Source organism: Zhengella sp. (genome assembly GCF_041397485.1).
In the GTDB taxonomy this organism is placed as follows: Bacteria; Pseudomonadota; Alphaproteobacteria; order Rhizobiales; family Rhizobiaceae; genus Zhengella.
The window spans coordinates 466,372-489,191 of the sequence record NZ_JAWKWO010000001.1; the positions used below are offsets into that span (position 1 = coordinate 466,372).

Annotated in this window: 18 protein-coding genes and 1 pseudogene; 11 read left to right on the forward strand and 8 right to left on the reverse strand. The window is 65.9% G+C overall.

All coding sequences use genetic code 11. The features are described 5' to 3' along the window. Positions 1–68 precede the first annotated feature (68 nt). The 9 genes from R3D65_RS02135 (at position 69) to R3D65_RS02175 (ending at position 11,349) form a co-directional block, all read left to right on the forward strand. Positions 69–1,025, forward strand: a complete 957-nt coding sequence (locus tag R3D65_RS02135) for a DUF2232 domain-containing protein (protein WP_371273581.1) — start codon at positions 69–71, stop codon at positions 1,023–1,025. A gap of 29 nt (positions 1,026–1,054) precedes the next feature. Further along, positions 1,055–1,663, forward strand: a complete 609-nt coding sequence (gene rplI, locus R3D65_RS02140) for a 50S ribosomal protein L9 (protein ID WP_371273582.1) — start codon at positions 1,055–1,057, stop codon at positions 1,661–1,663. Positions 1,664–1,932: 269 nt separating this feature from the next. Continuing rightward, on the forward strand, positions 1,933–3,423 hold the full coding sequence (locus R3D65_RS02145) for a replicative DNA helicase (RefSeq protein ID WP_371273583.1): 1,491 nt from the start codon (positions 1,933–1,935) through the stop codon (positions 3,421–3,423). Next, positions 3,420–4,568, forward strand: coding sequence for an alanine racemase (alr, locus tag R3D65_RS02150; RefSeq protein ID WP_371273584.1), 1,149 nt, complete (start codon positions 3,420–3,422; stop codon positions 4,566–4,568). Before R3D65_RS02145 ends, alr begins: the two co-directional genes overlap by 4 nt. Before the next feature lie 70 nt (positions 4,569–4,638). Further along, a complete protein-coding gene (gene radA, locus R3D65_RS02155) occupies positions 4,639–6,039 on the forward strand; it encodes a DNA repair protein RadA (protein ID WP_371273585.1) in 1,401 nt (466 codons plus the stop codon). Positions 6,040–6,085: 46 nt separating this feature from the next. Continuing rightward, entirely contained in the window at positions 6,086–6,634 is a 549-nt protein-coding gene (locus R3D65_RS02160) for a CvpA family protein (RefSeq protein WP_371273586.1), read from the forward strand. 106 nt (positions 6,635–6,740) lie between these two features. Further along, positions 6,741–8,222 carry an amidophosphoribosyltransferase gene (purF, locus tag R3D65_RS02165; RefSeq protein ID WP_371273587.1) on the forward strand — a complete coding sequence of 494 codons (1,482 nt, stop codon included), beginning with the start codon at positions 6,741–6,743 and terminating at the stop codon, positions 8,220–8,222. 10 nt (positions 8,223–8,232) lie between these two features. After that, entirely contained in the window at positions 8,233–8,979 is a 747-nt protein-coding gene (locus tag R3D65_RS02170) for an SDR family NAD(P)-dependent oxidoreductase (RefSeq protein ID WP_371273588.1), read from the forward strand. Positions 8,980–9,096: 117 nt separating this feature from the next. Next, positions 9,097–11,349, forward strand: coding sequence for an AMP-binding protein (locus R3D65_RS02175; protein ID WP_371273589.1), 2,253 nt, complete (start codon positions 9,097–9,099; stop codon positions 11,347–11,349). A gap of 10 nt (positions 11,350–11,359) precedes the next feature. On the opposite strand, the gene pssA is transcribed toward R3D65_RS02175, so the two are convergent. The 5 genes and pseudogenes from pssA to R3D65_RS02200 all read right to left on the reverse strand — a co-directional run bounded on the left by pssA (position 11,360) and on the right by R3D65_RS02200 (position 17,540). Further along, positions 11,360–12,196, reverse strand: coding sequence for a CDP-diacylglycerol--serine O-phosphatidyltransferase (gene pssA, locus R3D65_RS02180; protein ID WP_371274338.1), 837 nt, complete (start codon positions 12,194–12,196; stop codon positions 11,360–11,362). A gap of 7 nt (positions 12,197–12,203) precedes the next feature. Then, positions 12,204–12,905, reverse strand: a pseudogene (locus tag R3D65_RS02185) (phosphatidylserine decarboxylase); the annotation flags it as partial. A 135-nt stretch (positions 12,906–13,040) separates the two neighbouring features. Continuing rightward, entirely contained in the window at positions 13,041–14,921 is a 1,881-nt protein-coding gene (locus tag R3D65_RS02190; protein WP_371273590.1) for an ABC transporter ATP-binding protein/permease, read from the reverse strand. A gap of 15 nt (positions 14,922–14,936) precedes the next feature. Next, positions 14,937–15,287, reverse strand: coding sequence for an ArsR/SmtB family transcription factor (locus R3D65_RS02195; RefSeq protein WP_371273591.1), 351 nt, complete (start codon positions 15,285–15,287; stop codon positions 14,937–14,939). A gap of 84 nt (positions 15,288–15,371) precedes the next feature. Then, positions 15,372–17,540, reverse strand: a complete 2,169-nt coding sequence (locus R3D65_RS02200; protein ID WP_371273592.1) for a LysM peptidoglycan-binding domain-containing protein — start codon at positions 17,538–17,540, stop codon at positions 15,372–15,374. 128 nt (positions 17,541–17,668) lie between these two features. Here R3D65_RS02200 and R3D65_RS02205 point away from each other — a divergent pair, with 128 nt between their 5' ends. Together R3D65_RS02205 and R3D65_RS02210 are read left to right on the forward strand one after the other, a co-directional pair. Further along, on the forward strand, positions 17,669–18,277 hold the full coding sequence (locus R3D65_RS02205; protein WP_371273593.1) for a TIGR00730 family Rossman fold protein: 609 nt from the start codon (positions 17,669–17,671) through the stop codon (positions 18,275–18,277). 72 nt (positions 18,278–18,349) lie between these two features. After that, the gene (locus tag R3D65_RS02210) at positions 18,350–19,897 is read left to right on the forward strand and encodes a GNAT family N-acetyltransferase (RefSeq protein WP_371273594.1); all 1,548 of its coding nucleotides are present in this window, start codon (positions 18,350–18,352) and stop codon (positions 19,895–19,897) included. A 22-nt stretch (positions 19,898–19,919) separates the two neighbouring features. Here R3D65_RS02210 and rarD read toward each other — a convergent pair whose 3' ends face one another. The 3 genes from rarD to R3D65_RS02225 all read right to left on the reverse strand — a co-directional run bounded on the left by rarD (position 19,920) and on the right by R3D65_RS02225 (position 22,752). Then, positions 19,920–20,876, reverse strand: coding sequence for an EamA family transporter RarD (gene rarD / locus R3D65_RS02215; protein ID WP_371273595.1), 957 nt, complete (start codon positions 20,874–20,876; stop codon positions 19,920–19,922). A gap of 114 nt (positions 20,877–20,990) precedes the next feature. Beyond that, a complete protein-coding gene (gene cimA, locus R3D65_RS02220; RefSeq protein ID WP_371273596.1) occupies positions 20,991–22,607 on the reverse strand; it encodes a citramalate synthase in 1,617 nt (538 codons plus the stop codon). A 13-nt stretch (positions 22,608–22,620) separates the two neighbouring features. Then, positions 22,621–22,752 carry a hypothetical protein gene (locus R3D65_RS02225; RefSeq protein ID WP_371273597.1) on the reverse strand — a complete coding sequence of 44 codons (132 nt, stop codon included), beginning with the start codon at positions 22,750–22,752 and terminating at the stop codon, positions 22,621–22,623. Positions 22,753–22,820 lie beyond the last annotated feature (68 nt).

Genomic DNA, 22,820 nt, shown 5'->3' on the forward strand with positions numbered 1-22,820 from the left:
GACGCCACGCTCAAGACCGGGTTGGGGACATGCTCCCCTAACTGCTTGAAGAGAGCAGGACAGCGACCATGACGAAGAAGCAGACCATCGCCATTGGCGCCGGCGTCCTTGCCGGCCTTGCCGCAGCCGCGCTCTCGGCCGCGATGAGCGGAGGCATGGCCTTCCTGTTCATGCTTTCTCCCCTGCCGCTGATGCTGGCCACGCTCGGCTTCGGTGCCGCGTCCGGCTTTGCCGCCGCCGTCACCACCATCGGCGTTGTCGCCGCCGTCGCCGGAACACTGGGCGCCGTCGTCGTGGCCGCGGTCATCGTCTTTCCGTCCATGCTGGCGGCGCAATTGGCCAACCTGGCCCGGCCGGCAGAGGAAGTGGGCGGCCCCGCCGGAAAACTCGTCTGGTTCCCGCTGGCCGACATCCTGTTCTATACCGGCCTTGCCGTTGCCGCCGGTTTCATCGTCACCGGCATCGTGCATGGCTATGGCGACGCCTTCGTCGCGGAACTTGCCGCGCGCCTGATCGAGGCCATGCGGCAGGCCGATCCGCAGCTTCAGCTTGGCGAGGAGCAGCGCGGCCAGATCGTGGCCATGCTGGCAACACTGGTTCCGGCACAGCTTCCCTGGGTCTGGGTCTGTGTTCTCGTCGCCAATTTCTACACCGCGATGGCCTTTGCGAAACGGGCCGGGCAATCGCGGCGGCCGGACGACATCTGGCCGCTTTCGCTGCGCATGCCGCGCACGGCCTTGCCCGTCTTCGCCGGCGCCATGCTGCTGACGATCGTTTCCGGCCCCCTTGGCCATGTCGGCGCTGCCGTCTCCGGGGCCATGGCCGCGGGTTTCATGCTGGCCGGTTTCGCCATGCTGCACGACCGGTCCATGGGCAAGCCCTGGCGCCCGGCGGCGCTTGGCGCTGCCTATCTGGCCGCACTCTTCTTCATTCCGGTCCTGTTCATCTTCGCGCTTGCAGGACTGACCGACACGCGCAGGCCGGCCGGCATGTCCGACGCCGGCGGTCCGCCTCCCCTTCCCTGAATCCAAGTATCAACGAAAGGAACACGACAATGGACGTCATCCTGCTCGAACGCATCACCAAGCTCGGCCACATGGGCGAGACCGTGAAGGTCAAGGACGGCTACGCCCGCAACTTCCTGCTGCCGCAGGGCAAGGCGCTGCGTGCCAATGCCGCCAACAAGGCCCGTTTCGAGGCCGAGCGCGCCCAGCTCGAAGCCCGCAACAACGAGCGCAAGGCCGAAGCCGCCAAGATCGCAGAGGGCCTCGACGGCAAGACCTTCATCGTCGTTCGCGCCGCCGGCGAAACCGGCCAGCTCTACGGCTCGGTCGCCGCGCGTGACGTGGCCGACATCCTGGCCGGCGAAGGCTTCACGGTCGGCCGCAACATGGTCAACCTGAACCAGCCGATCAAGGCCATCGGCCTGTCGGATGTCGCCATCGCCCTGCACCCGGAAGTGGAAGTCACCGTCACGCTGAACGTCGCCCGCTCCACCGACGAGGCCGAGCGTCAGGCGCGCGGCGAGGACCTGACCTCCGCCGAGGCGATCTACGGCGAGGACATCAACGACGCGGCCCGCCCGGATGAATTCTTCACCGGTGACGAGGAAGGCTACGAGGAAGGCGAGGCTGCCGCCGAGGAAGGCGACGAGAACGCCTGATCGGCCTGCCGGCAGATCATCCATGCGCCCGGGCCATGCTGCCCGGGCGTTTTCGTTTTCCGGCCCCGTCAACCTTTACCGGCAAGGCGATTCGCGACCGCGGACGGTCAAGCCCGGACGTCCTGAATCGCGGTTTCGGTTTTCCCCAGCCTGTGATTATCGTGGGTATCCGAGACATGGCACGATTCCCGGCGGCAGACGCTTGCGCGCGCGGGCAAGCGGGTTAAACCGGTTGTGGACAGGCAGACAGACAGGGTGGATGAAACGCGATGGCCGAGGCGGCGCGGAAACTGGATAGCAAGGACGGCGGACTGTACCGCGAGGCGCCGAACAACATCGAGGCCGAGCAGGCGCTGCTGGGCGCCATCCTGGTCAACAATGACGCTTTCTACCGCGTCTCGGACTTCCTCAAGCCGGTTCATTTCTACGAGGCCCTGCACCGCAAGATATTCGAGACCGCGGGTGAGCTGATCCGCATGGGCAAGGCGGCCAATCCGGTCACGCTGAAGACCTTCCTGCCGGCAGACGAGCGTGTCGGCGACATGACGGTGGCGCACTACCTGGCGCGGCTGGCGGCCGAGGCCGTCACCATCATCAATGCCGAGGACTACGGCCGCGCGATCTATGACCTGGCGACACGGCGCGCGCTGATCACCATCGGCGAGGACATGGTCAACATCGCCTTCGACGCGCCGGTGGACATGGCGCCGCAGGAACAGATCGAGGATGCGGAGCGACGCCTGTTCGAGCTGGCCGAGACGGGGCGCTACGATGGCGGCTTCCAGACCTTCACCGATGCGGTGAAGCTGGCGGTGGACATGGCGGGCGCCGCCTATCAGCGCGAAGGCCACCTGTCGGGAATTTCCACCGGCTTTCGCGATGTCGACCGGCGGCTCGGCGGACTGCAGCCCTCCGACCTCGTCATCCTTGCCGGCCGTCCGGCCATGGGCAAGACGTCGCTGGCCACCAATATCGCCTTCAACGTGGCGGCAGCCTACGAGGCGGCGGAGCAGGCCGACGGTTCGGTCAAGGCCGTGCGCGGCGGTGTCGTCGGCTTCTTCAGCCTGGAAATGTCGGCCGAGCAGCTCGCCACGCGCATCATTTCCGAGCAGACGGAAATATCCTCCTCCAAGATCCGCAGGGGCGAGATCACCGAGACGGATTTCGAGAAACTCGTCGCCTGTTCGGAAATGCTGCAGCGGGTGCCGCTCTATATCGACCAGACGGGCGGCATCTCGATTGCCCAGCTCACTGCACGGGCACGGCGCCTGAAACGCCAGCGCGGACTCGATCTCCTCGTCATCGACTATGTTCAGCTCATGCAGGGATCATCGGCCAAGTCGAGCCAGAACCGCGTGCAGGAAATCACCGAGATCACGACCGGGCTGAAGGCGCTGGCCAAGGAACTTCACGTTCCCATCATCGCGCTGTCGCAGCTTTCGCGCCAGGTGGAATCGCGTGATGACAAGCGCCCGCAACTGGCCGACCTGCGCGAATCCGGCTCCATCGAGCAGGATGCCGACGTGGTGCTGTTCGTCTATCGCGATGAATACTACCTGCAGAACCGCGAGCCGGAAGAAGGCTCGGCCGAACATGCCACGTGGCTGGAAAAGTTCGAACGCGCCAAGGGCAAGGCCGAAATGATCATCGCCAAACAGCGTCACGGACCCACCGGGACCGTGGAACTGGCCTTCGAGGGGCAGTTCACGCGCTTCTCCGACCTGGCAGAAGAGGACCGCCTGCCGGAGCGGTTCGAGTGAGCCGCCCATCCGCCGATCCGCGTATCGCAACGGCACGGCTGACGGTCGACCTGGATGCGCTGGCCGACAATTACCGCCTCATGCGCGAGCGCAGCGGCACGGCGCAAGCGGCGGCCGTGGTCAAGGCCGATGCCTATGGCACAGGGCTGGAACAGGCCGCGCAAGCGCTGGCCAAAGCGGGATGCCGGACATTTTTCGTCGCCGTTCCCGATGAGGCGGTGCGCCTCAAGCGCATTCTTCCGGCAATGCAGGTGTTCGTGCTTTCCGGCATTTTCGACACCGAAAGCGCGGCCGTGCTGGCCGAGGCCGGTGCCGTTCCTGTGCTCAACTCGCCCGACCAGATCAGCCTCTGGGCGTCCTACTGGAAGGCGCACGGCTCGCGCCGCCCCTGCGCCATCCATGTCGATACCGGCATGAACCGGCTTGGCCTGTCGGAAGCGGAAGCGCTGGCATTTGCCGAACGCAACGGGCGCGACCATGCCGTGACCCCGATCCTCCTGGTCAGCCACCTGGCGTGCGGGGATCAGCCGGACCATACGCTCAACCGGATGCAACTCTCGGTTTTTCAACGGGTTCGCGCCGCCTTCGGAGAGATCGAATCAAGTCTGGCGAACTCCGCCGGCGTGTTCCTCGGACCGGATTACCACTTCGACCTCACCCGTCCGGGCATTGCGCTTTATGGCGGCGAGGCCGTCAATGAAATGCCCAATCCGATGCGCCCGGTGGTGAAGGCGGAAGCGCGCATTTTGCAAATCCGGCGGGTCAAGGCCGGCGAATCCGTGTCCTACGGCGCATCGCAGGTGATGGCGCGCGACAGCCTCGTCGCCGTCTGCGGCGCCGGCTATGCGGACGGCTGGCACCGTGCCGGATCGGGCGCCGGGGTGCCGCTGCGACAGGCTGTCGGGCAAGGCTATTGCGGTGCGCTCAATGGCCGGCCTGTCCCCGTCGTCGGCCGGGTGACGATGGATCTGACCATGTTCGACGTGACCGACGTGCCCGATGCCGAGCTTGGGCGTGCCGGCTGGATCGAACTTTTCGGCGGCACCGTCACGCTCGACGATGCAGCGCGGGCAGCCGGCACGATCGGCTATGAGCTGCTGACGAGCCTGGGCGCGCGCTATCACCGACGTCATGTCGGCGGCTGACGGGCTGCGCGCATTGACGCGGGCAAGCTGATCTGGCAACAAGAACACAGCAAGAACATTCGGGGCATGCATGGCCAGGGTCAAAACGCAATTCGTCTGCACCGCCTGCGGTACGGTGCATCCGCGATGGGGCGGCAAATGCGATGGCTGCGGCGAATGGAACACGCTGGTCGAGGAAGGCAGCCAGGGCGGCGGCGTGGGCGGCGGACCGCAGGCGCTGCGCTCGGTTCGCAAGGGCAAGCCGGTCGCACTCACCACACTGTCGGGCGAGATCGAGGATGCGCCGCGCATTGCCACGGGCATTGCCGAACTGGACCGCGTCACCGGCGGCGGTTTCGTGCGCGGTTCGGCCTTGCTGGTGGGCGGCGATCCGGGCATCGGCAAGTCCACGCTGCTGATGCAGGCGGCCGCGGCGCTGGCCCGCCGGGGCAACCGGGTCATCTATGTTTCCGGCGAGGAAGCGGTGGCGCAGGTGCGTTTGCGCGCCCAGCGCCTCGGCGCGGCCGATTCGTCGGTCGAACTGGCGGCGGAAACCAATGTCGAGGATATCCTTGCAACGCTGGAACAGGGTCCGCGGCCCGATTTCGTCATTCTCGATTCGGTGCAGACATTGTGGACGGACCTGGCCGAATCGGCGCCTGGAACGGTGACGCAGGTGCGTGCCTCGGCGCAGGCCATGATCCGCTATGCCAAGTCCACGGGCGCAGCCATCGTGCTGGTCGGCCATGTCACCAAGGAAGGCCAGATCGCGGGTCCGCGCGTCGTCGAGCACATGGTGGACGGCGTGCTCTATTTCGAGGGCGAAGGCGGGCATCAGCACCGGATCCTGCGCACGGTGAAAAACCGCTTCGGCGCGACCGACGAGATCGGTGTGTTCTCCATGGGCGACCGGGGCCTTTCGGAAGTGGCCAATCCCTCCGAACTTTTCCTTGGCGAACGCTCGGCCAGCGCACCGGGGGCTGCGGTCTTTGCCGGCATCGAGGGCACACGGCCGGTCCTGGTGGAAATCCAGGCGCTCGTCGCACCCTCCCCGCTGGGCACGCCGCGCCGGGCGGTGGTGGGATGGGATTCGCCGCGCCTGTCGATGGTGCTTGCCGTGCTGGAGGCCCATTGCGGCGTGCGTTTCTCGCAGCACGACGTCTATCTGAACGTGGCCGGCGGATACCGGATTTCGGAGCCGGCAGCCGATCTTGCCGTAGCGGCTGCCCTTGTTTCGTCGCTTGCTGGTATTGCCCTTCCCGCCAATAGCGTCTATTTCGGCGAAATCAGTCTGTCCGGGGCGGTCAGACCGGTCGGCCATGCCGCACACCGGCTCAAGGAAGCCGAAAAGCTGGGATTTGGCCAGGCGGTCATGCCATCGGGTGGCGAGGAGGCCGGAGCAGCCGTTGCGATGGGCAGTTTCCAGCCGAAAACGCTGGTGGAACTGGTCGCGCGGATCGCGGGCGATGCGCGGCAGGACGGGCAGGCATGAAGGATTTCAAGGCGCGGGCGCGCCGGCACAGGGGTTTTGAAGGCACATGCCCATCACCATTCTCGACGGCGTCCTGATCGCGTTCACGCTCGTTTCCGCCATCCTAGCCATGGTGCGCGGGTTTTCCCGCGAAGTTCTCTCGATCGCCTCCTGGGTGGCAGCCGGCGCGGCGGCATACTTCTTCTATCCGCTCGTGACGCCCCTGCTGAGGCCCTATATCAGCAACGAAAAGATCGCTATGGCAGGGGCCGCGGCGGCGGTGTTCTTCGTCGCGCTGATCATCGTGACGATCATCACCATGAAGATCGCCGATTTCATCATTGACAGCCGTGTCGGACCACTCGACCGCACGCTCGGCTTTGTTTACGGCGCAGCCCGTGGCATTCTTGTCGTGGCGGTGGGCCTGTTGTTCTTCAACTGGCTCGTGGCCAGCAACCAGCCGGCATGGGTCGCCAATGCCAAGTCGCGGCCGATGCTGGAGGCCGTTGGTGCCAAGCTGCAGGGGCTTCTGCCCGACGATCCGGAGAATTCGATCCTCAAGCGGATATCGCCGGGGTCGGGTGGCGAGGAAAATGACGCCGCCTCGGACGGTTGATGGGTCGCATGTCCGTCTTTTCGCCCCATTCCGGGCGTTCTGAAATCCTTGCCGGGAGCTGACGCCCGGCATGAATCGTTTTCCGCAGGCAGAAAGGCCGCAGATCATGGCAGACGCGGATCGTTCCTTCCATCCAGTAGACGCGCCCGACAACGAGGCGGATGCCTTTCGCGATGAATGCGGGGTGTTCGGCATCTTCGGCCGACAGGATGCCGCCGCCATTGTGACGCTGGGTCTTCATGCACTGCAGCATCGCGGCCAGGAAGCGGCGGGCATCGTCTCCTTCGACGGTACGCAATTCCATGTCGAGCGCCATATCGGGCTCGTGGGCGACACGTTCACCAAGCAGGCGGTGATCGACCGGCTGCGCGGACACCGGGCCATCGGCCATGTGCGCTACTCGACCACGGGGGGCGCGGGCCTGCGCAATGTCCAGCCCCTGTTCGCCGAACTGGCGGAGGGCGGGTTCGCGGTCGCGCATAACGGCAACATCACCAACGCCATGACAGTGCAGCGCACCTTGCAGAAACAGGGCGCGATCTTCTCCTCCACCTCGGATACGGAGACGATCCTGCACCTGGTGGCGTTCAGCCAGCAAAAAGGCTTCAACAACCGCTTCATCGATGCGGTGCGCCAGCTCGAGGGCGCCTTTGCGCTGGTGGCCCTTTCCAACAAGAAGATGGTCGGCTGCCGCGATCCGCTGGGCATACGGCCGCTGGTGCTCGGCGACCTCGATGGCGCCTATATCCTGGCGTCGGAGACCTGTGCGCTCGACATCATCGGCGCGCGCTACGTGCGCGACCTGAAGCCCGGCGAGATGATCGTCGTGACCGACAAGGGGATCGAGAGCCATTTCCCGTTCGAAACAGGCGGTTCGCGGTTCTGCATCTTCGAATATGTCTATTTCGCGCGGCCGGATTCCTCGGTCGAGGGCCGCAATGTCTATGGCGTGCGCAAGCAGATCGGCATGGAACTGGCGCGCGAAAATCCCGTGGAAGCCGATCTCGTGGTGCCGGTTCCCGATTCGGGCGTCCCGGCGGCGATCGGTTATGCCCAGGAGGCCGGCCTGCCCTTCGAACTCGGCATCATCCGCAATCACTATGTAGGGCGCACCTTCATCCAGCCGTCCGATTCGATCCGCCACATGGGCGTGAAGCTGAAGCACAATCCCAACCGCCGCATGATCGAGGGCAAGCGCGTCGTTCTCGTCGACGATTCCATCGTGCGCGGCACGACGAGCCAGAAGATCGTCCAGATGGTCCGCGATGCAGGCGCGAAGGAAGTGCATATGCGCATTGCCTCGCCGCCCACCCAGGCATCCTGCTTCTATGGCGTTGACACACCGGAAACCGCCAAGTTGCTCGCCTCGCGCATGTCGATCAAGGAAATGGCCGATTTCATTCGCGTCGATTCGCTCGGCTTCCTCTCGATTGACGGCCTCTACCGCGCCGTCGGCGAAGCGCAGCGAAACGGCGAGGCGCCGCAATTCTGCGATGCCTGCTTCACGGCCGACTATCCGACCCGCCTCACCGACCATGAGGGCGCTGACAATGTGCGTCAGCTTTCCATCCTGGCCGCCAACAACTGACTGGACCACCATGAGCGACCTTCCCGATCTTTCCGGCCGGCTGGCCCTGGTGACCGGCGCATCGCGCGGTATCGGCTATTTCCTGGCGAAGCATTTCGCCGCGGCCGGTGCCCATGTGGTCGCCGTGGCGCGCACCCAGGGCGGCCTTGAGGAACTGGATGACGAGATCAAGGCAGCGGGCGGCTCGGCCACGCTGGTGCCGCTCGACGTGACCGACCATCCGGGGATCGACCGGCTCGGCGCGGCCATCTTCGAGCGCTGGGGAAAGCTGGACATCATGGCCGCCAATGCCGGCGTGCTGGGCACGATCTCGCCCATCGGGCATGTCGAGCCAAAGGTTTTCGACAAGGTCATGGCCGTGAACGTGACCGCGACATGGCGCCTGATTCGTTCCATGGACCCGTTGCTGCGCCTCTCGGACGCGGGCCGTGCCATCATCCTGTCATCGGGCGCGGCGCATAGCTGCAAGGCCTTCTGGGGTCCCTATGCCGCGTCCAAAGCGGCCGTTGAGGCGCTGGCGCGCTCCTGGGCTCACGAGACACAGAACATGAAGCTTCGGGTCAACTGCGTGAATCCGGGTGCCACGCGCACCGCCATGCGCGCGCAGGCCATGCCGGGCGAAGATCCGCAAACCCTGCCAACGCCCGATACGGTGGCAAGGGCCATCGTTGCGCTGGGCGATCCGGCGCTGACCGTGACGGGCAAGCTGTTCGACGTGCCGGAAAACCGCTTCATGGATTACAACAGGCCGGCCTGAAGACCTGCTTGCGGCATGGCGTGCAATTGACCCTGCCGAATCCTGCGTTACCCTCGCCCAAGGCAAAGCCGTGTTTCCTGCCCATGGTGAACACGCTTGCCAGCGGAGGAGATGCGCATGACCGTTGCCGGGTCCATTCTTGCCTTCGTGTCGGCTGCCTATCTGACAGCCGTTCTTGCCCAATGGCTCGGCGGCCGTGGCACCCTGGCACAGGCTTTCTGGCTGATGCCGTTCAAGCTGATCTGGCGGCTCGACGACAGCAGCCTGGCGGGCGCATGCAACGCTCCCGCGCCGGTGGTCTATGCGGTCCTGCATCAGTCGCGGCTCGACCCGGCCATCATGCTGGCCGCCCTTCCCGCCGATACGCTGCACATCCTGGATGGCGACACCGCCCGGGCAAGCTGGATGGAGCCCTGGCGCGCGCTGGCCCGCACGATCGTCTTCAAGGCGGAACACGTGTTCGTCTCGCGGCGGCTGGTGCGCCATCTCAGGGGCAAGGGACGGCTTGCCGTCTATCTGCCTCATGCCGTCGAACCCGATCGCAAGACGCTGCGGCTCTACCGCGCGATCGCGCGCATCGCCCTGCGGGCCGGGGCCCATGTCGTTCCCGTGGTGATCGACGGGGCGCGCCACCTGCCCGCCTCCCTCGTCCCTGAAAGCGAGGCGCCGCGCCGGAGGCTGCAACCGCTCACCGTTCACGCCCTGCCGGCCATGACGATCAGCCAGTTGATGGCGCGCGGAGCGCTTGGGACGACCACGGCAACAAACGCCTTCTTCGACCGGATGGCGGATGCCCGCTTCGCCGCCAGTGCCGCCAGCCGCAAGACACTCCATGAAAGCATGGTGGCAGCGACGCGGCGATTCGGCGCGCGCGACAATGCGGTTTCCGATCCGTTGACCGGTTCGCTCAGCCGCAAGCGGGTGCTGATCGGCGCCCGCATCCTGGCGCGACGGTTTGCCCGCTTCGGACATGCCGGCGAACCGCTCGGCCTGATGCTGCCCAATGCAAACGGGGTGGCCGTCGCCTTCTTCGCCGTGCAGGCGACCGGACGGCCGGCGGCCATGATCAATTACACCGCCGGGCCTGCGAATGTGGCATCGGCAATCCGCGCGGCACGGATCGGCCATGTCGTCACTTCGCGCGCCTTCATCGAGAAAGCCGATCTCGGCCACATTCTCGCAGCGGTTCGCAAGACCGGCGCGGCCGTTCACTGGCTGGAGGACATTCGCGACAGTATCACGCTTGCGGAAAAGGTGCTTGGCGCGCTTTTCCGGGCGCGGCCGCTGTCCCGCTCGCAGCCGGACGATGCAGCGGTCATTCTGTTTACCTCCGGCTCGGAAGGAACGCCGAAGGGCGTTGTCCTGTCTCACCGCAATATCCTGGCCAATGTCGCCCAGATCGCCTCACGCATCGCTTTTTCGCCGGCAGACCGCCTGTTCAACGTGCTTCCCGTCTTCCATTCGTTCGGGCTGACCGGGGGGACCATCCTGCCCATGCTTTCGGGCGTCGACCTCTACCTCTACCCGTCGCCACTTCACTACAAGCTCATTCCGCAAACCGTGGCCAAGGTGCGGCCGACGATCATGTTCGGCACGGATACGTTTCTCAACGGCTATGCCCGCATGGCCCGCGACACCGATTTCGCCAGTCTCCGCATGGTGGTGGCCGGTGCCGAAGCCGTGAAACCGGAAACGGAGCGGGTGTGGCGTGAGCGGTTCGGGGCGCAGGTGCTGGAGGGTTTCGGCATGACCGAGGCCTCTCCCGTGGTGGCGGTGAATTCGCACACGCATGGACGCCTTTCGACCGTGGGCCGGCTGCTGCCCGGCATCCAGGCACGGCTCGAACCGGTGGACGGCATCGCCGATGGCGGACGGCTGTGGCTGAAGGGGCCGAACCTGATGCTGGGCTATCTGACCGCTGACCATCCCGGCGAATTGCGCCCGCTCGCCGACGGCTGGCATGACAGCGGCGATATCGTCTCTCTCGACCGCGACGGATTCCTGTCGATCAAGGGCCGGGCCAAGCGGTTCGCCAAGATCGCCGGCGAGATGGTGTCGCTGGGCGCGGTCGAAATGCTGGTGCAATCGCTCTGGCCGGAAGAACGCCATGCGGCGGTTTCGGTGCCCGACAAGCGGCGGGGCGAACGAATCGTGCTGGTGACCACGGCCACGGAAGCGGACGCGGAGAAACTGCGCGAGTTCGGCCGCAAGGCCGGTGCCGCCGATCTCATGGTTCCCCACGACATCGTCAAGGTGGGCGACATACCGGTGCTCGGCTCCGGCAAGACCGACTATGCCGGCGCACGAACGATCGCGCTTGAGAAGCTCGGCCTCGAAGAACGGGACAAGGGCCCGCGCGACGCCGCCTGACCGGGCGCGCTCAGCCCTCCCCGCGCGCCTGCGCGGCCAGTTCGCGCTGCTCGCGGCGGCGATAGGCCACGAAGGAGAGCGGCACCGCGGCGAGATAGCCCAAGGCCAGCAGGATCAGCGCCTCGAACGTGAAGGCGGCCAGCAGCATGATGGCCAGCGCGACCGCCAGGATCAGCGGGATGACGGTGGTGCGCGGGATTTTCAGCCCCAGCGCCTTGCCCGACCAGACCGGCAGGCGCGAGACCAGCAGGAACGCGACGCCGACCGTGTAGACGGAGAAGACATAGGCGGAAGGCTGGCCTGGCTCAAAACCGGAAAGGCCCATATAGACGGGCAGAAGCACCAGCAGCGCACCGGCCGGCGCCGGAACGCCGACGAAATATTCGCCCTGCCATTTGGCGCGGCCCGGATTTTCCGACATGACATTGAAGCGGGCCAGCCGCAGCGCGCAGGCGATGGCGTAGATGAGCGCGGCGATCCAGCCCACCTGAGGCGCCAGGTTGAGAAAATAGAGCCAGATGACCAGGGCCGGCACGACGCCGAAATTGACGATGTCAGCCAGCGAATCCATCTGCATGCCGAACTTGGACGACGCCTTGAGCATGCGCGCCACGCGCCCGTCGATGCCATCGAGAAAGGCGGCCAGCAGGACCAGCATGACCGAACGCTGGAACTCGCCCTCGATGGCAAAGCGGACGCCGGTCAGGCCGGCACAGATGGCCAGCGTGGTGATGAGATTGGGCCAGACCATGCGCAGCGGGATTTCGCGCAGGCGCGGCCCGCGCCCGTCGGTGCCATTGTCGTCCTCCGGCTCGCCATTGGGGTCGAAAGGCGGAAAGGCATCCATGGCCACGTCAGTCCGTCCGGGTCGAAGGCGCGGGGCGCGCGGCGTTGAACTCCGCCAGCACGGTTTCGCCGGCCACCGCCATTTGCCCGAGCGCCACCCGCAGGGTGTATCCTTCCGGCATGTAGATATCGAGCCGGCTGCCGAAGCGGATGAGGCCGAACCGCTCGCCGGCGCGGACATCCTCGCCCTCGCCGCTCCAGCACAGGATGCGGCGCGCCACGAGACCCGCCACCTGCACGGTGGCAATCTGCCCGTGCGGCCCGTCGATGACCAGCCCGTTGCGCTCGTTCAGTTCGCTGGCCTTGTCCAGTTCGGCATTCAGAAACTTGCCGGCGCGATGGCGAACCGTGGTGATGCGCCCGCGAACGGGCGCGCGGTTCACATGGACGGAAAAGACGTTCATGAACACCGAAACCCGCAGGCGCGGCTGGTCGCCGAGGCCGAGTTCCGGCGGCGGCACGGTCTCGCCGATGGCCGAGACGACGCCGTCAGCGGCCGACAGGATCAGGTCGTCATCCTGCGGCACGACGCGATCGGGATCGCGGAAGAAATAGGCGCACCAGGCGGTCAGCGCCAGGCCGATCCAGAACAGCGGATCCCAGATGAGGCCAAGAACGAGCGCCACCGCGAAAAAGGCCGCGATGAAGGGCCAGCCCTCGCGGCGGACGGGGACGAAAGTCCTGGAAATGGTGTCGGCAAGACTCATGTGGGTATCTTGTCTCTTTCGGAAAGATCAGCGGCCCAAGCCATACACGATGGGCGGGCGGCGGGGCAAACGGGAATGTGGGAAAGGTAAACGCCGGGCGCAAGGTGGAGAAAACGCGCCGGGCGTTCCGCCGTGCCTTCAGACGTCGGCCGGCCGGACCCGCACGACGACGCCCATGTCGTCCTGTTCGCGGGCGCGGCGCAGGCGCTCCTCGGCTTCCGTTGCCTCGCGCTGGCGGTCCCACATGTCGGCATAGAGGCCCTTCCTCGCCAGCAGTTCGCGATGCGTGCCCTGCTCCGCGATCAGCCCGTCGCGCAGCACGATGATGGCATCGGCGCTGATGACGGTGGAAAGCCGGTGCGCGATGACCAGCGTGGTGCGCCCGCGCGACACCAGATCGAGCGCCGACTGGATTTCCTGCTCGGTATGGGTATCGAGCGCCGATGTCGCCTCGTCGAGGATGAGGATGGGCGGGGCTTTCAGGATGGTGCGGGCGATGGCGACGCGCTGCTTCTCGCCACCCGACAGTTTCAGCCCGCGTTCGCCGACCATGGCCTTGTAGCCCTCGGGCAGTTTCTCGATGAAACCGGAAATCTGCGCCAGTTCGGCGGCGCGGCGCACCTCTTCCTCGCTGGCATCCGGGCGGCCGTAGCGGATGTTGTAGGCAATCGTGTCGTTGAAGAGAACCGTGTCCTGCGGCACCATGCCGATGGCTGCGCGCAGGCTCTCCTGTGTCACCATGCGCACGTCCTGCCCGTCGATGGTGATGGCGCCCGACTTCACGTCGTAGAAGCGGAACAGGAGCCGGGAAATGGTGGACTTGCCCGCCCCCGACGGCCCGACAATGGCCACGGTCCTGCCGGCAGGCACTTCAAAGGAAATGCCCTTGAGGATCTCGCGCTCGCGGTCATAGGCGAAGTGCACGTCCTCGAAGCGGATCGTGCCGGCATCGACGGCCAGCGGCGACGCGCCGGCCTTGTCCACCACCTCGGCCCTGACATCCAGCAGGTCGAACATCTGCTCGATATCGGTCAGGCCCTGGCGGATCTCGCGATAGATGAAGCCGATGAAGTTGAGCGGAATGGCGAGCTGGATCAGCATGGCGTTGATGAAGACGAAATCGCCCAGCGTCTGCGTTCCGGCCTGTACTTCCAGTGCCGACATGACCATGGCCACGGCCATGCCGATGCCGAAAATCACCCCTTGCCCGAAGTTCAGCCAGCCAAGCGATGTCCAGGTCTGCGTGGCTGCCTTCTCGTAGCGCGCCATGGAGCGGTCGAAGCGGTCGGCCTCCATGGCCTCGTTGTTGAAATACTTCACCGTCTCGTAGTTCAGAAGCGAATCGATGGCCTTGGTGTTAGCGTCGGTGTCGGAATCGTTCATCTCGCGCCGGATCTGGATGCGCCAGTCCGATGCCTTGACCGTGAACCAGGTATAGACCCAGACCGTGACGGCCACCACCGCCACATATTGCCAGCCATAGGTCACGGCGAAGATCACCGCCGTCAGGGCGAATTCGATGATCGTGGGGGCCGTGTTGAGAATGGTGAAGCGGACGATCGTCTCGATACCCTTGGTGCCGCGCTCGATGATGCGCGACAGGCCGCCGGTGCGCCGTTCCAGATGAAAGCGCAGCGACAGCTTGTGCATGTGAACGAAGGTGCGGTGGGCCAGTTGGCGCACGGCATATTGGCTGACGCGGGCGAACAGCGCATCGCGCAACTGGTTGAAGCCCTGCTGGCCGACGCGGGCGATGTTGTAGGCCAGCACCAGCGCAACCGGGGCCAGAAGGAACACCGGCAGCCCGCCGGGCAGATCGCCCTCACCGTTCAGCGCATCCGTCGCCCATTTGAAGAAATAGGGCACGAGCATGAGCACCAGCTTCGCAACAACGAGGAAAAACGCTGCCCAGACAACCCGCATCTTCAGGTCCGGCCTTCCCGCCGGCCACATATAGGGCCAGAGATTGCGCAGCGTCTGGAACGTGGAGCCGGAATCGGCGGAAACGGTCTTTGCCAAGAGGAATTTTCCTGTTCAGGACGCGGGGCCGGCAGCGCAGCAACCGGCCAGCAGGTCATGGAAATCGCCGCGCAGGCCGGCAAGCGCCGCACGGTTCAGCGAATAACGGGAGCGCTGGGCATCGGGTTCATAGGTCACGAAACCCGCCTCCACCAGCACCTTGAGATGCTGCGAGACAGTGGACTGGGCAAGCCCGGTCGTTTCCACCACATCCTTGCAGCAGCAGGCATCGGCACAGGCCAGCCGCCTGAGAATGCGCAGCCGCGCCGGGTTGCCCAGCGCCGCAAGCCGGCGCGCCAAGTCGGCATCGCTGGCGGTCTGGCGGCAAGGCTCTGCGGGCGAAAGGGATCGAGTCGCTTCATTCATCGTTCATCGCCGATATACGATGAATGAAGCGAATGCAAGAGGTCAGCCCGGCAAGATGCAAACGGCTTGCGAAAGCAAGCCCGTCTACTTCGCGCCGGATTCCTCGCCGCCGGAATCACCGTCCTGCACCGGCGTTTCCACCGTGCTCATGTCGGCGGTTTCGCCTTCCGGCGTCTGGTCGGGCACCCGGAAGACCTGCCCCGGCCAGATGCGGTCGGGATCGGCGATCTGTTCCTGATTGGCCAGATAGATGGTGGAATAGCGCACACCTCGCCCGTAGACCCGGCGCGAAATCTGCCACAGCGTGTCGCCGCGCCGGATGATGACCGAGCCGTCCGTTGCCTCCAGCGCCGGCGCGGTGGTGGCCACCGTTTCGGAAACGCTGCCGGGCATGGCCGCCGGTTCATCCCCGACCGTTGCGGCCTTGATGTCTGCCGGTGCAGTGGCACCACCATCCGGTTCGGGGGCGGCTTGTCCGCCGCTTTCGGGCGGGCTGGAGCCATCGGTACCGGGTTCGGCCGCGGCCAGCCTCTCACCGGACCGGGCCCCGGCGTCTTCCCGGGCAGGCTGCTGTTGCGCGCTTCCGGCCTGCGTTGCGGTCCGGGCGGGTTCCTCGGCGTCCGTGGCGGGTTGCGCGGCGCGCTCCCGGGTGCCCGTACCGGCTTGCGGTTCCGGCTGTCGCGGCGCCACCGCCGCGATGGCCTCGCCCTCGGCGCGCCGGAAGGGCACGGCTGCGCGGGCAATCACATCGGCATTGTTGGCGGCCAGAAGATCGGCCCGAACGATATAGTCGCCGACCGGCAGGTCTCGCGTCGCCTCGACAAGGAAACGCCCGCCATCGGTGACCGGCGCATCGCCGAGAAGAATCTCATTGGCATAGACGCGCACGCGCGCACCGCCGGTTGCAGCGCCGGCGACAAAGACGCGGCGTCCCTCGATCTCGACTGCCTCGACAAGCACCAGGGGCTTTTCCGCGGCCCTGGCGGGCGCAGCGTCAGGTTCCGGCCTTGGCGCGGCGTCGGTCGCGGTCTGCTGCTTTTCGCCATCCGCCGTGCCGGCTTCCCGGCCAGCGGACGGATCGGCCACGGCCGTTTGCACAGGCGCGTCACCGGAGGCGCTTGCGGTATCCTCACGCGGCTTCATCGCCGGATCCGGCTGCCCGGCAGCATCGCCATCGGCGGAAGGGGCTGCTTCACCCGCGCCACCGGGCGACCGGGGTGTGCCGGCGGCTTGTTGCGCCTCTGGCGCGCGCGTCTCCTGCGACGCGGCATCGCCGGCCGGCGATGCCGCCCCGGCTTCGCCAGCCGTCTCGTTGGCCGTTCCCTCCCTGCCTTCCTGAGCGGCATCGGGGTTTTCCGGCACAGGATCAGCGCCTTGTGGGGCGGCATCAGCGGCTTGCCGATCGGAACCAATCCCGGGCGTGGCCATGGCGACGGTCTCGTCAGCCCCGGTCCCGGCTGCCGTCTGTCCGCTTCCGCCTTCCCTGCCCGCCTGAAGCGTGGCGGCGCCCTGCGTGCCAGCCGCGCCGTCCTCGCGGCCATCCGGCGCGGGTTCGGCCTGAGCCGGCGCGGTTTCTGTCCGTGCCGTCTGCGCCGGCGCCGCGTCCTGCGGCTTGGGCCGCGGCGGGGCCGGCGTGGTGATCAGGCGGCTGGGTTTGCCCGGCTCCTCAACCAGGGCCAACACCTGGCCTTCCTCGGTTTCCGGCACGGCGACAATGGCCGTTTCGAGCGACGTGGCGGCGCGGCCGTCGGTTTCGGTCGAGCGCAGGACAAGCTGGTAATCGCCGGGCTTGAGCGGGATGTCGAGAACGATGGCGAAATCGCCGGAAAGGCTCGCCTTGGTCTCGCCAAGCTTGCGGGTGCCGGAAATCAGTTCGACGCCGGCTTCCGCCCCGGCGGAACCGGCCACGACGAGGGAGCCGTCCGGTTCCACGCGCACGATGTCGAAGGAAGGCGTGGTGACCTGCGGGGCCGGCGCGCTTTCCTGCCCGCCGTCGTCCTGCGCCGAAGCCATGTCCTGCGCAGTGCCGGCGGCGGTTGAAGCGGGCTGTCCGCCCTGCCCCTCGGCGCGATCCGCGGCCGGGCTGCTTTCCGTGCCACCGGCCTTTTGTTCCGTAACAGCAGGCGTGCGAGCGGCCTCGCGGCTTGCGCCGGGCTCGTTGAACGGGCTCAAGCCGGACATATATGCAAAGACCGCGGCGACGACAATCGCCACCGCCACACCAGCCCACTGGACGACCTTGACCGGTTTCATGCCCCATTCACCCTTGTGTTCATCTGTCGCGCCCTTTTAGACCCAGTCGCCCCGGGCCTCAAGAAACCCGGTGCGCCGCGCCTTTCGCGCTCTTGACCGCCCTCGCCTCGAAGGACAAAAAGAAGGCCATGATCACGATATCTTCCATTTGCGTTTATTGCGGTTCTTCCGATGGAGCCAGAGAAATCTATCGCGAGGCCGGCTTTCGGCTTGGCCAGGCCATTGCCGAGGCGGGTCTCAGGCTGGTCTACGGCGGCGGCACACGCGGCATCATGGGTGCCGTGGCCGAGGGCGCGGTCGCCCATGGCGGCAAGATTACCGGCATCATCCCACGCTTCCTGATGCGCAAGGAAGCACCGGAGGCAGCCGGCAACAACCTTGACGAACTGGTCGTCACCGAGACCATGCACGAGCGCAAGCATGCGCTGTTCCAGCGTTCCGACGCCTTTGTCGCCATGCCCGGAGGCATCGGCACCGTGGAGGAGATCGTGGAAATGATGACCTGGGCGCAGCTTGGCCACCACACCAAGCCGATGGTTTTCGGCAATATCGGCGGCTACTGGGGTCCAATGGTCGAGATGATGGACCACATGAGGACGGAAGGTTTCATCCATACCGCGAACCGGGTGAGGCCGCTGGTGATCGATACGGTGGGGGATATCGTGCCCGCCGTCCTGGAAGCCGCGCGCCAAGCCGAGACGCCGGCAGGCGAACCGGCGGTGATCGAACGCCTGTAAGCCCGGCCTGCGGCCAGGACGGCCAGGGCACTCCGCTTGCCGGCATTGCCAGCCCAACACGGGACATGAGCCATGACAGACACGACACGGCCGGCGCTTGAAGTGCGCAATGCCCGCAAGGGCGACATCGACGGCATCATCGCGCTGTGCCGGCGGGTCTATCCGCAGGAAACGGCCTACACGCCCGGCATGATCCGCGGCCATATCAATGCCTTTGCCGAAGGGCAGTTCGTCGCGCTCTACGAGGGCGTGGTGGTGGGTTATGCGGCCTCGCTGATCCTGCGCGAATCCCGTGTGATGCGTGCCCATAGCTGGTCGGAGGTGACCGGTGGCGGCTATGCCAGCCAGCATTTCGCCGGCGGCGACTGGCTCTACGGCATCGAGGTGATGGTGCATCCCGACTACCGCCGGCTGCGCATCGGCAAGCGCCTCTATCAGGCGCGCGAACGGCTGGCCACCGAACTGGGCCTGAAGGGCATTGCCTTTGGCGGGCGCATTCCGGGCTTTGCCCGCAAGCGCAAGCACTATCCCGATCCGCAGGCCTATGTGGAAGCGGTGATGGCCGGCGACATCCGCGACAGCGTGATGAGCTTCCAGATGCGGGCCGGCTTCGAGCCGGTCATGGCGCTGAAGGACTACAATCCCGACGACACGCCGTCTGGCGGTCACGCGGTGCTGATGGTCTGGCGCAATCCTTATCTGCATGCCTCCATCGAGAACCAGCCGGTGACGCGGGCCAACCCGGAAGTGGTGCGCGTGGCGACCGTGCAGATGCAGGCGCGCACGCTGTCCGACACCGGCGCGTTTTACAAGGCGGTGGATTACTTCGTTACCGTCGCTTCCGATTACGGCGCGGATTTCGTCGTGTTTCCGGAATATTTCTCCCTGCAATTGCTGTCGGTGGAAGAGGAGGAACTGGCGCCGGAACCGGCGATCCGGCGCGCCGCCGAACACACCGACACGCTGGTCGAACGGATGCGCCAGATGGCCATCCAGCGGGCGATCAACATCATTGGCGGTTCCCACCCGGTGCTGGGCGAGGATGGCGAGATCCGCAATGTCTGCCATGTCTTCCTGCGCGACGGTTCGGTGCATGTGCGCGAGAAGATCCACCCCACGCCCGACGAGCGGGAGGCCTGGAACGTGCAGGGCGGCGACGGAGTGGACGTGATCGAGACCGATTGCGGGCCGGTGGGCGTGATGATCTGCTACGATTCCGAATTTCCCGAAATCGCGCGGCGGCTGACGGACCAGGGCGCGCGCATCCTCTTCGTGCCCTTCAACACCGATACGCGCCACGGCTACCTGCGGGTGCGATATTGCTGCCAGGCCCGCGCCATCGAAAATCAGAGCTACGTGGTCACGTCGGGCATGGTGGGCAATCTCGACAATGTGTCGAATCTCGACATCCAGTATGCCCAGTCGGCGGTTTTCACGCCCTGCGACTTCCCCTTCGCGCGCGACGGCATCGCGGCGGAAGCCAGCGAGAACGTGGAGATGATCACGGTAGCCGACCTCAATCTCGCCACGGTGCAATGGGCGCGCGCGCAAGGCTCCGTGCGTAACCTGCGCGACCGCCGCTTCGACCTCTACCGCACCCGCTGGGCCGACGGCGGCTGAAGCGGCCCTGCCCCGGCGCGTCTCAGGTCTTCTGCCCCGGCTCCACGTCGGGCAGGCGGGCGCGGGCGCGGCGCGCGCCCGATGCCATGGACCAGCTATAGATGACCAGCGCGGCCCAGATGAAGCCGAAGGCGACGAGGCGCGTCATGTCGAACGGTTCGCGGAAGGCGAAGACGGCGATGATGAAGATTATCGACGGCGCGATGTACTGCATGATGCCGATGGTCGACAGGCGCAGCCGCTTGGCGCCGTTGGCATAGGAAATGAGCGGCACCGCGGTGACGAGGCCGGCACCGGCCAGCAGCGCCATGTCGCGCCAGTCGCCGCCGGCGAAATGGTTCTGCCCGGTCAGCGACAGCCAGATGAGGTAGCCGAGCGCGAAGGGCGACAGGATCAGCACTTCCAGCAGGAAGCCCTGGTTCGGGCCTATGGGCAACGTCTTGCGGAAAAAGGCATAGAAGCCCCAGGACACGCACAGCGCCAGCGAGACCCAGGGAAGGCCGCCGCTCTCCACCGTCAGGATCGCCACGGCGACCACCGCGAAGGCGATGGCGACCCATTGCGCGCGATTCAGCCGCTCCTTGAGCAGCGTGGCTGCCAGCAGCACCGAAAATAGCGGGTTTATGTAGTAGCCGAGCGCCGTCTCCACCGTGCGCCCGTTGCCGACGGCCCAGACATAGACGCCCCAGTTGATGGAAATGAGTCCGGCTGTCAGCATGGCCATGCGGATCATGGGCCAGGAGCGGAGCGCTGCCTTCAGATCGGCCGTGCGGCGCAGCGCAACCAGCACCACGCCGGCAATCGGCACGGACCAGAGCGCGCGATGGGCCACCACTTCGGCTGCGGGCACATGGGCCAGTGCCTTCATGTAGAAGGGCAGGAAGCCCCACATCAGGTAGGCGGCGAGCGCGAACAGGAAGCCGTCCAGCGTGTCGCGATTGTCCGCCGGCGCTTGCGGCGCGGTCTTGTCGTCAGCCATGGATGACCCTCCAGGGCCGCTCCTTGGCACAGACGGTCCGGCGCGACCAGCCAGAAAAGCTGATGGGTGAGACGCGGGACGTTGAAGCGAAGCGGTGCGGCAAGATGCCGGCCGCTACTCCGCCGCCATCAGGCCGGCCAGTTCGCGGTTCTTCATCAGCTTGTAGACGATGGAATCCATCAGCGCCTGGAAAGAAGCGTCGATGATGTTGTCGGAGACGCCGACCGTCCACCAGCGGGCATCGGTCGCGTCGGTCGATTCGATCAGCACGCGGGTAATCGCCTCGGTGCCGCCATTGAGGATGCGCACCTTGTAATCGGCCAGTTCCAGGTCGCCGATCTCGTCCTGGAAGCGGCCGAGATCCTTGCGCAGCGCGATGTCCAGCGCGTTGACCGGGCCATGGCCCTCGGCCACCGACAGTTTCTGCTCGCCGTCTACCTCGACGCGCACGATGGCTTCCGACACCGTTTTCAATTGCCCGTTGGCATCGAAGCGGCGCTCCACCATGCAGCGGAAGCTTTCCACCTTGAAGAAATGCGGCACCTCGCCCAGCGTGCGCCGCGCCAGCAGTTCGAAGGACGCGTCCGCGCCCTCGTAGGAATAGCCCTGGGCCTCGCGCTCCTTGACCAGCGAGATAAGCGTGTCGAGGCGCGGATCATCCTTGGCGACGGCAATGCCGCGGCGCTTCAACTCGTTGATGAAGTTGGATTTTCCGCCCTGGTCCGAGACCATGACCCGGCGCGTGTTGCCCACCGTTTCCGGCGGCACATGCTCATAGGTTTCCGGCTCCTTCAGCAGCGCGGAGGCATGGATGCCGGCCTTGGTGGCGAAGGCCGAGGCGCCGACATAGGGCAGTTGCGCGTCCGGCGCGCGGTTCAGCAATTCGTCGAAGCCGCGCGAAAGCCGCGTGATGCCGGCCAGTGCTTCTGCCGTGATGCCGGTCTCGAAGCGGCCGGCATAGGCGGATTTCAGCATCAGGGTGGGGATGATGGCGATGAGGTTGGCATTGCCGCAGCGTTCGCCAATGCCGTTCAACGTGCCCTGCACCTGGCGGCAGCCGGCCTCGATGGCGGCCAGCGAATTGGCCACGGCCTGGCCGGTGTCGTCATGGGCATGGATGCCGAGGCGATCTCCGGGCACACCGGCGGCGATCACCGCCCGCACGATCTCGCGTATTTCTGCAGGCAGCGTGCCGCCATTGGTGTCGCACAGCACGATCCAGCGTGCGCCCGCGTCAAAGGCGGTCCTGGCGCAGGCCAGCGCATAATCCGGATTGGCCTTGTAGCCGTCGAAGAAATGCTCGCAATCGACCATGGCTTCCTTGCCGGCGGCGACCGTTGCCGCGACGGAGGCGGCGATGCATTCGAGATTTTCCTCGTTGGTGCAGCCGAGCGCCACGCGCACGTGGTAGTCCCAGCTTTTCGCCACGAAGCAGATGGCATCCGACGCAGCCTGGACAAGGGCGGTCAGGCCCGGATCGTTGGAGGCGGAGATGCCGGCGCGCTTGGTCATGCCGAAAGCGACGAATTTCGCGGCCTGGGTGCGCTTCTTCGCGAAGAAGGCCGTGTCGGTGGGATTGGCGCCCGGATAGCCGCCCTCGACATAGTCGATGCCGAAGTCATCGAGCATTTTCGCGATGGCGATCTTGTCTTCCACCGAGAAGTCCACGCCCGGCGTCTGCTGGCCGTCGCGCAATGTCGTGTCGAAAAGATAGATGCGCTCGCTGGTCATGGTTCCTGCCCCCTCACCCGAATACACCCGCATACCACAGAACGGCGGCGGTGATCACCACCACCAGAACACCCTTGGCGACGAGGCCGTAGAACAGCCATTTCGGCATCTGCGTGGCCTGTTTCTGCTGATCGGTCTGCATCATTACCCCCCTCTGCCCTGCCGGGCATCTCCCCCACAAGGGGGGAGATCGGCTGTCACCGGCCTCAGCGG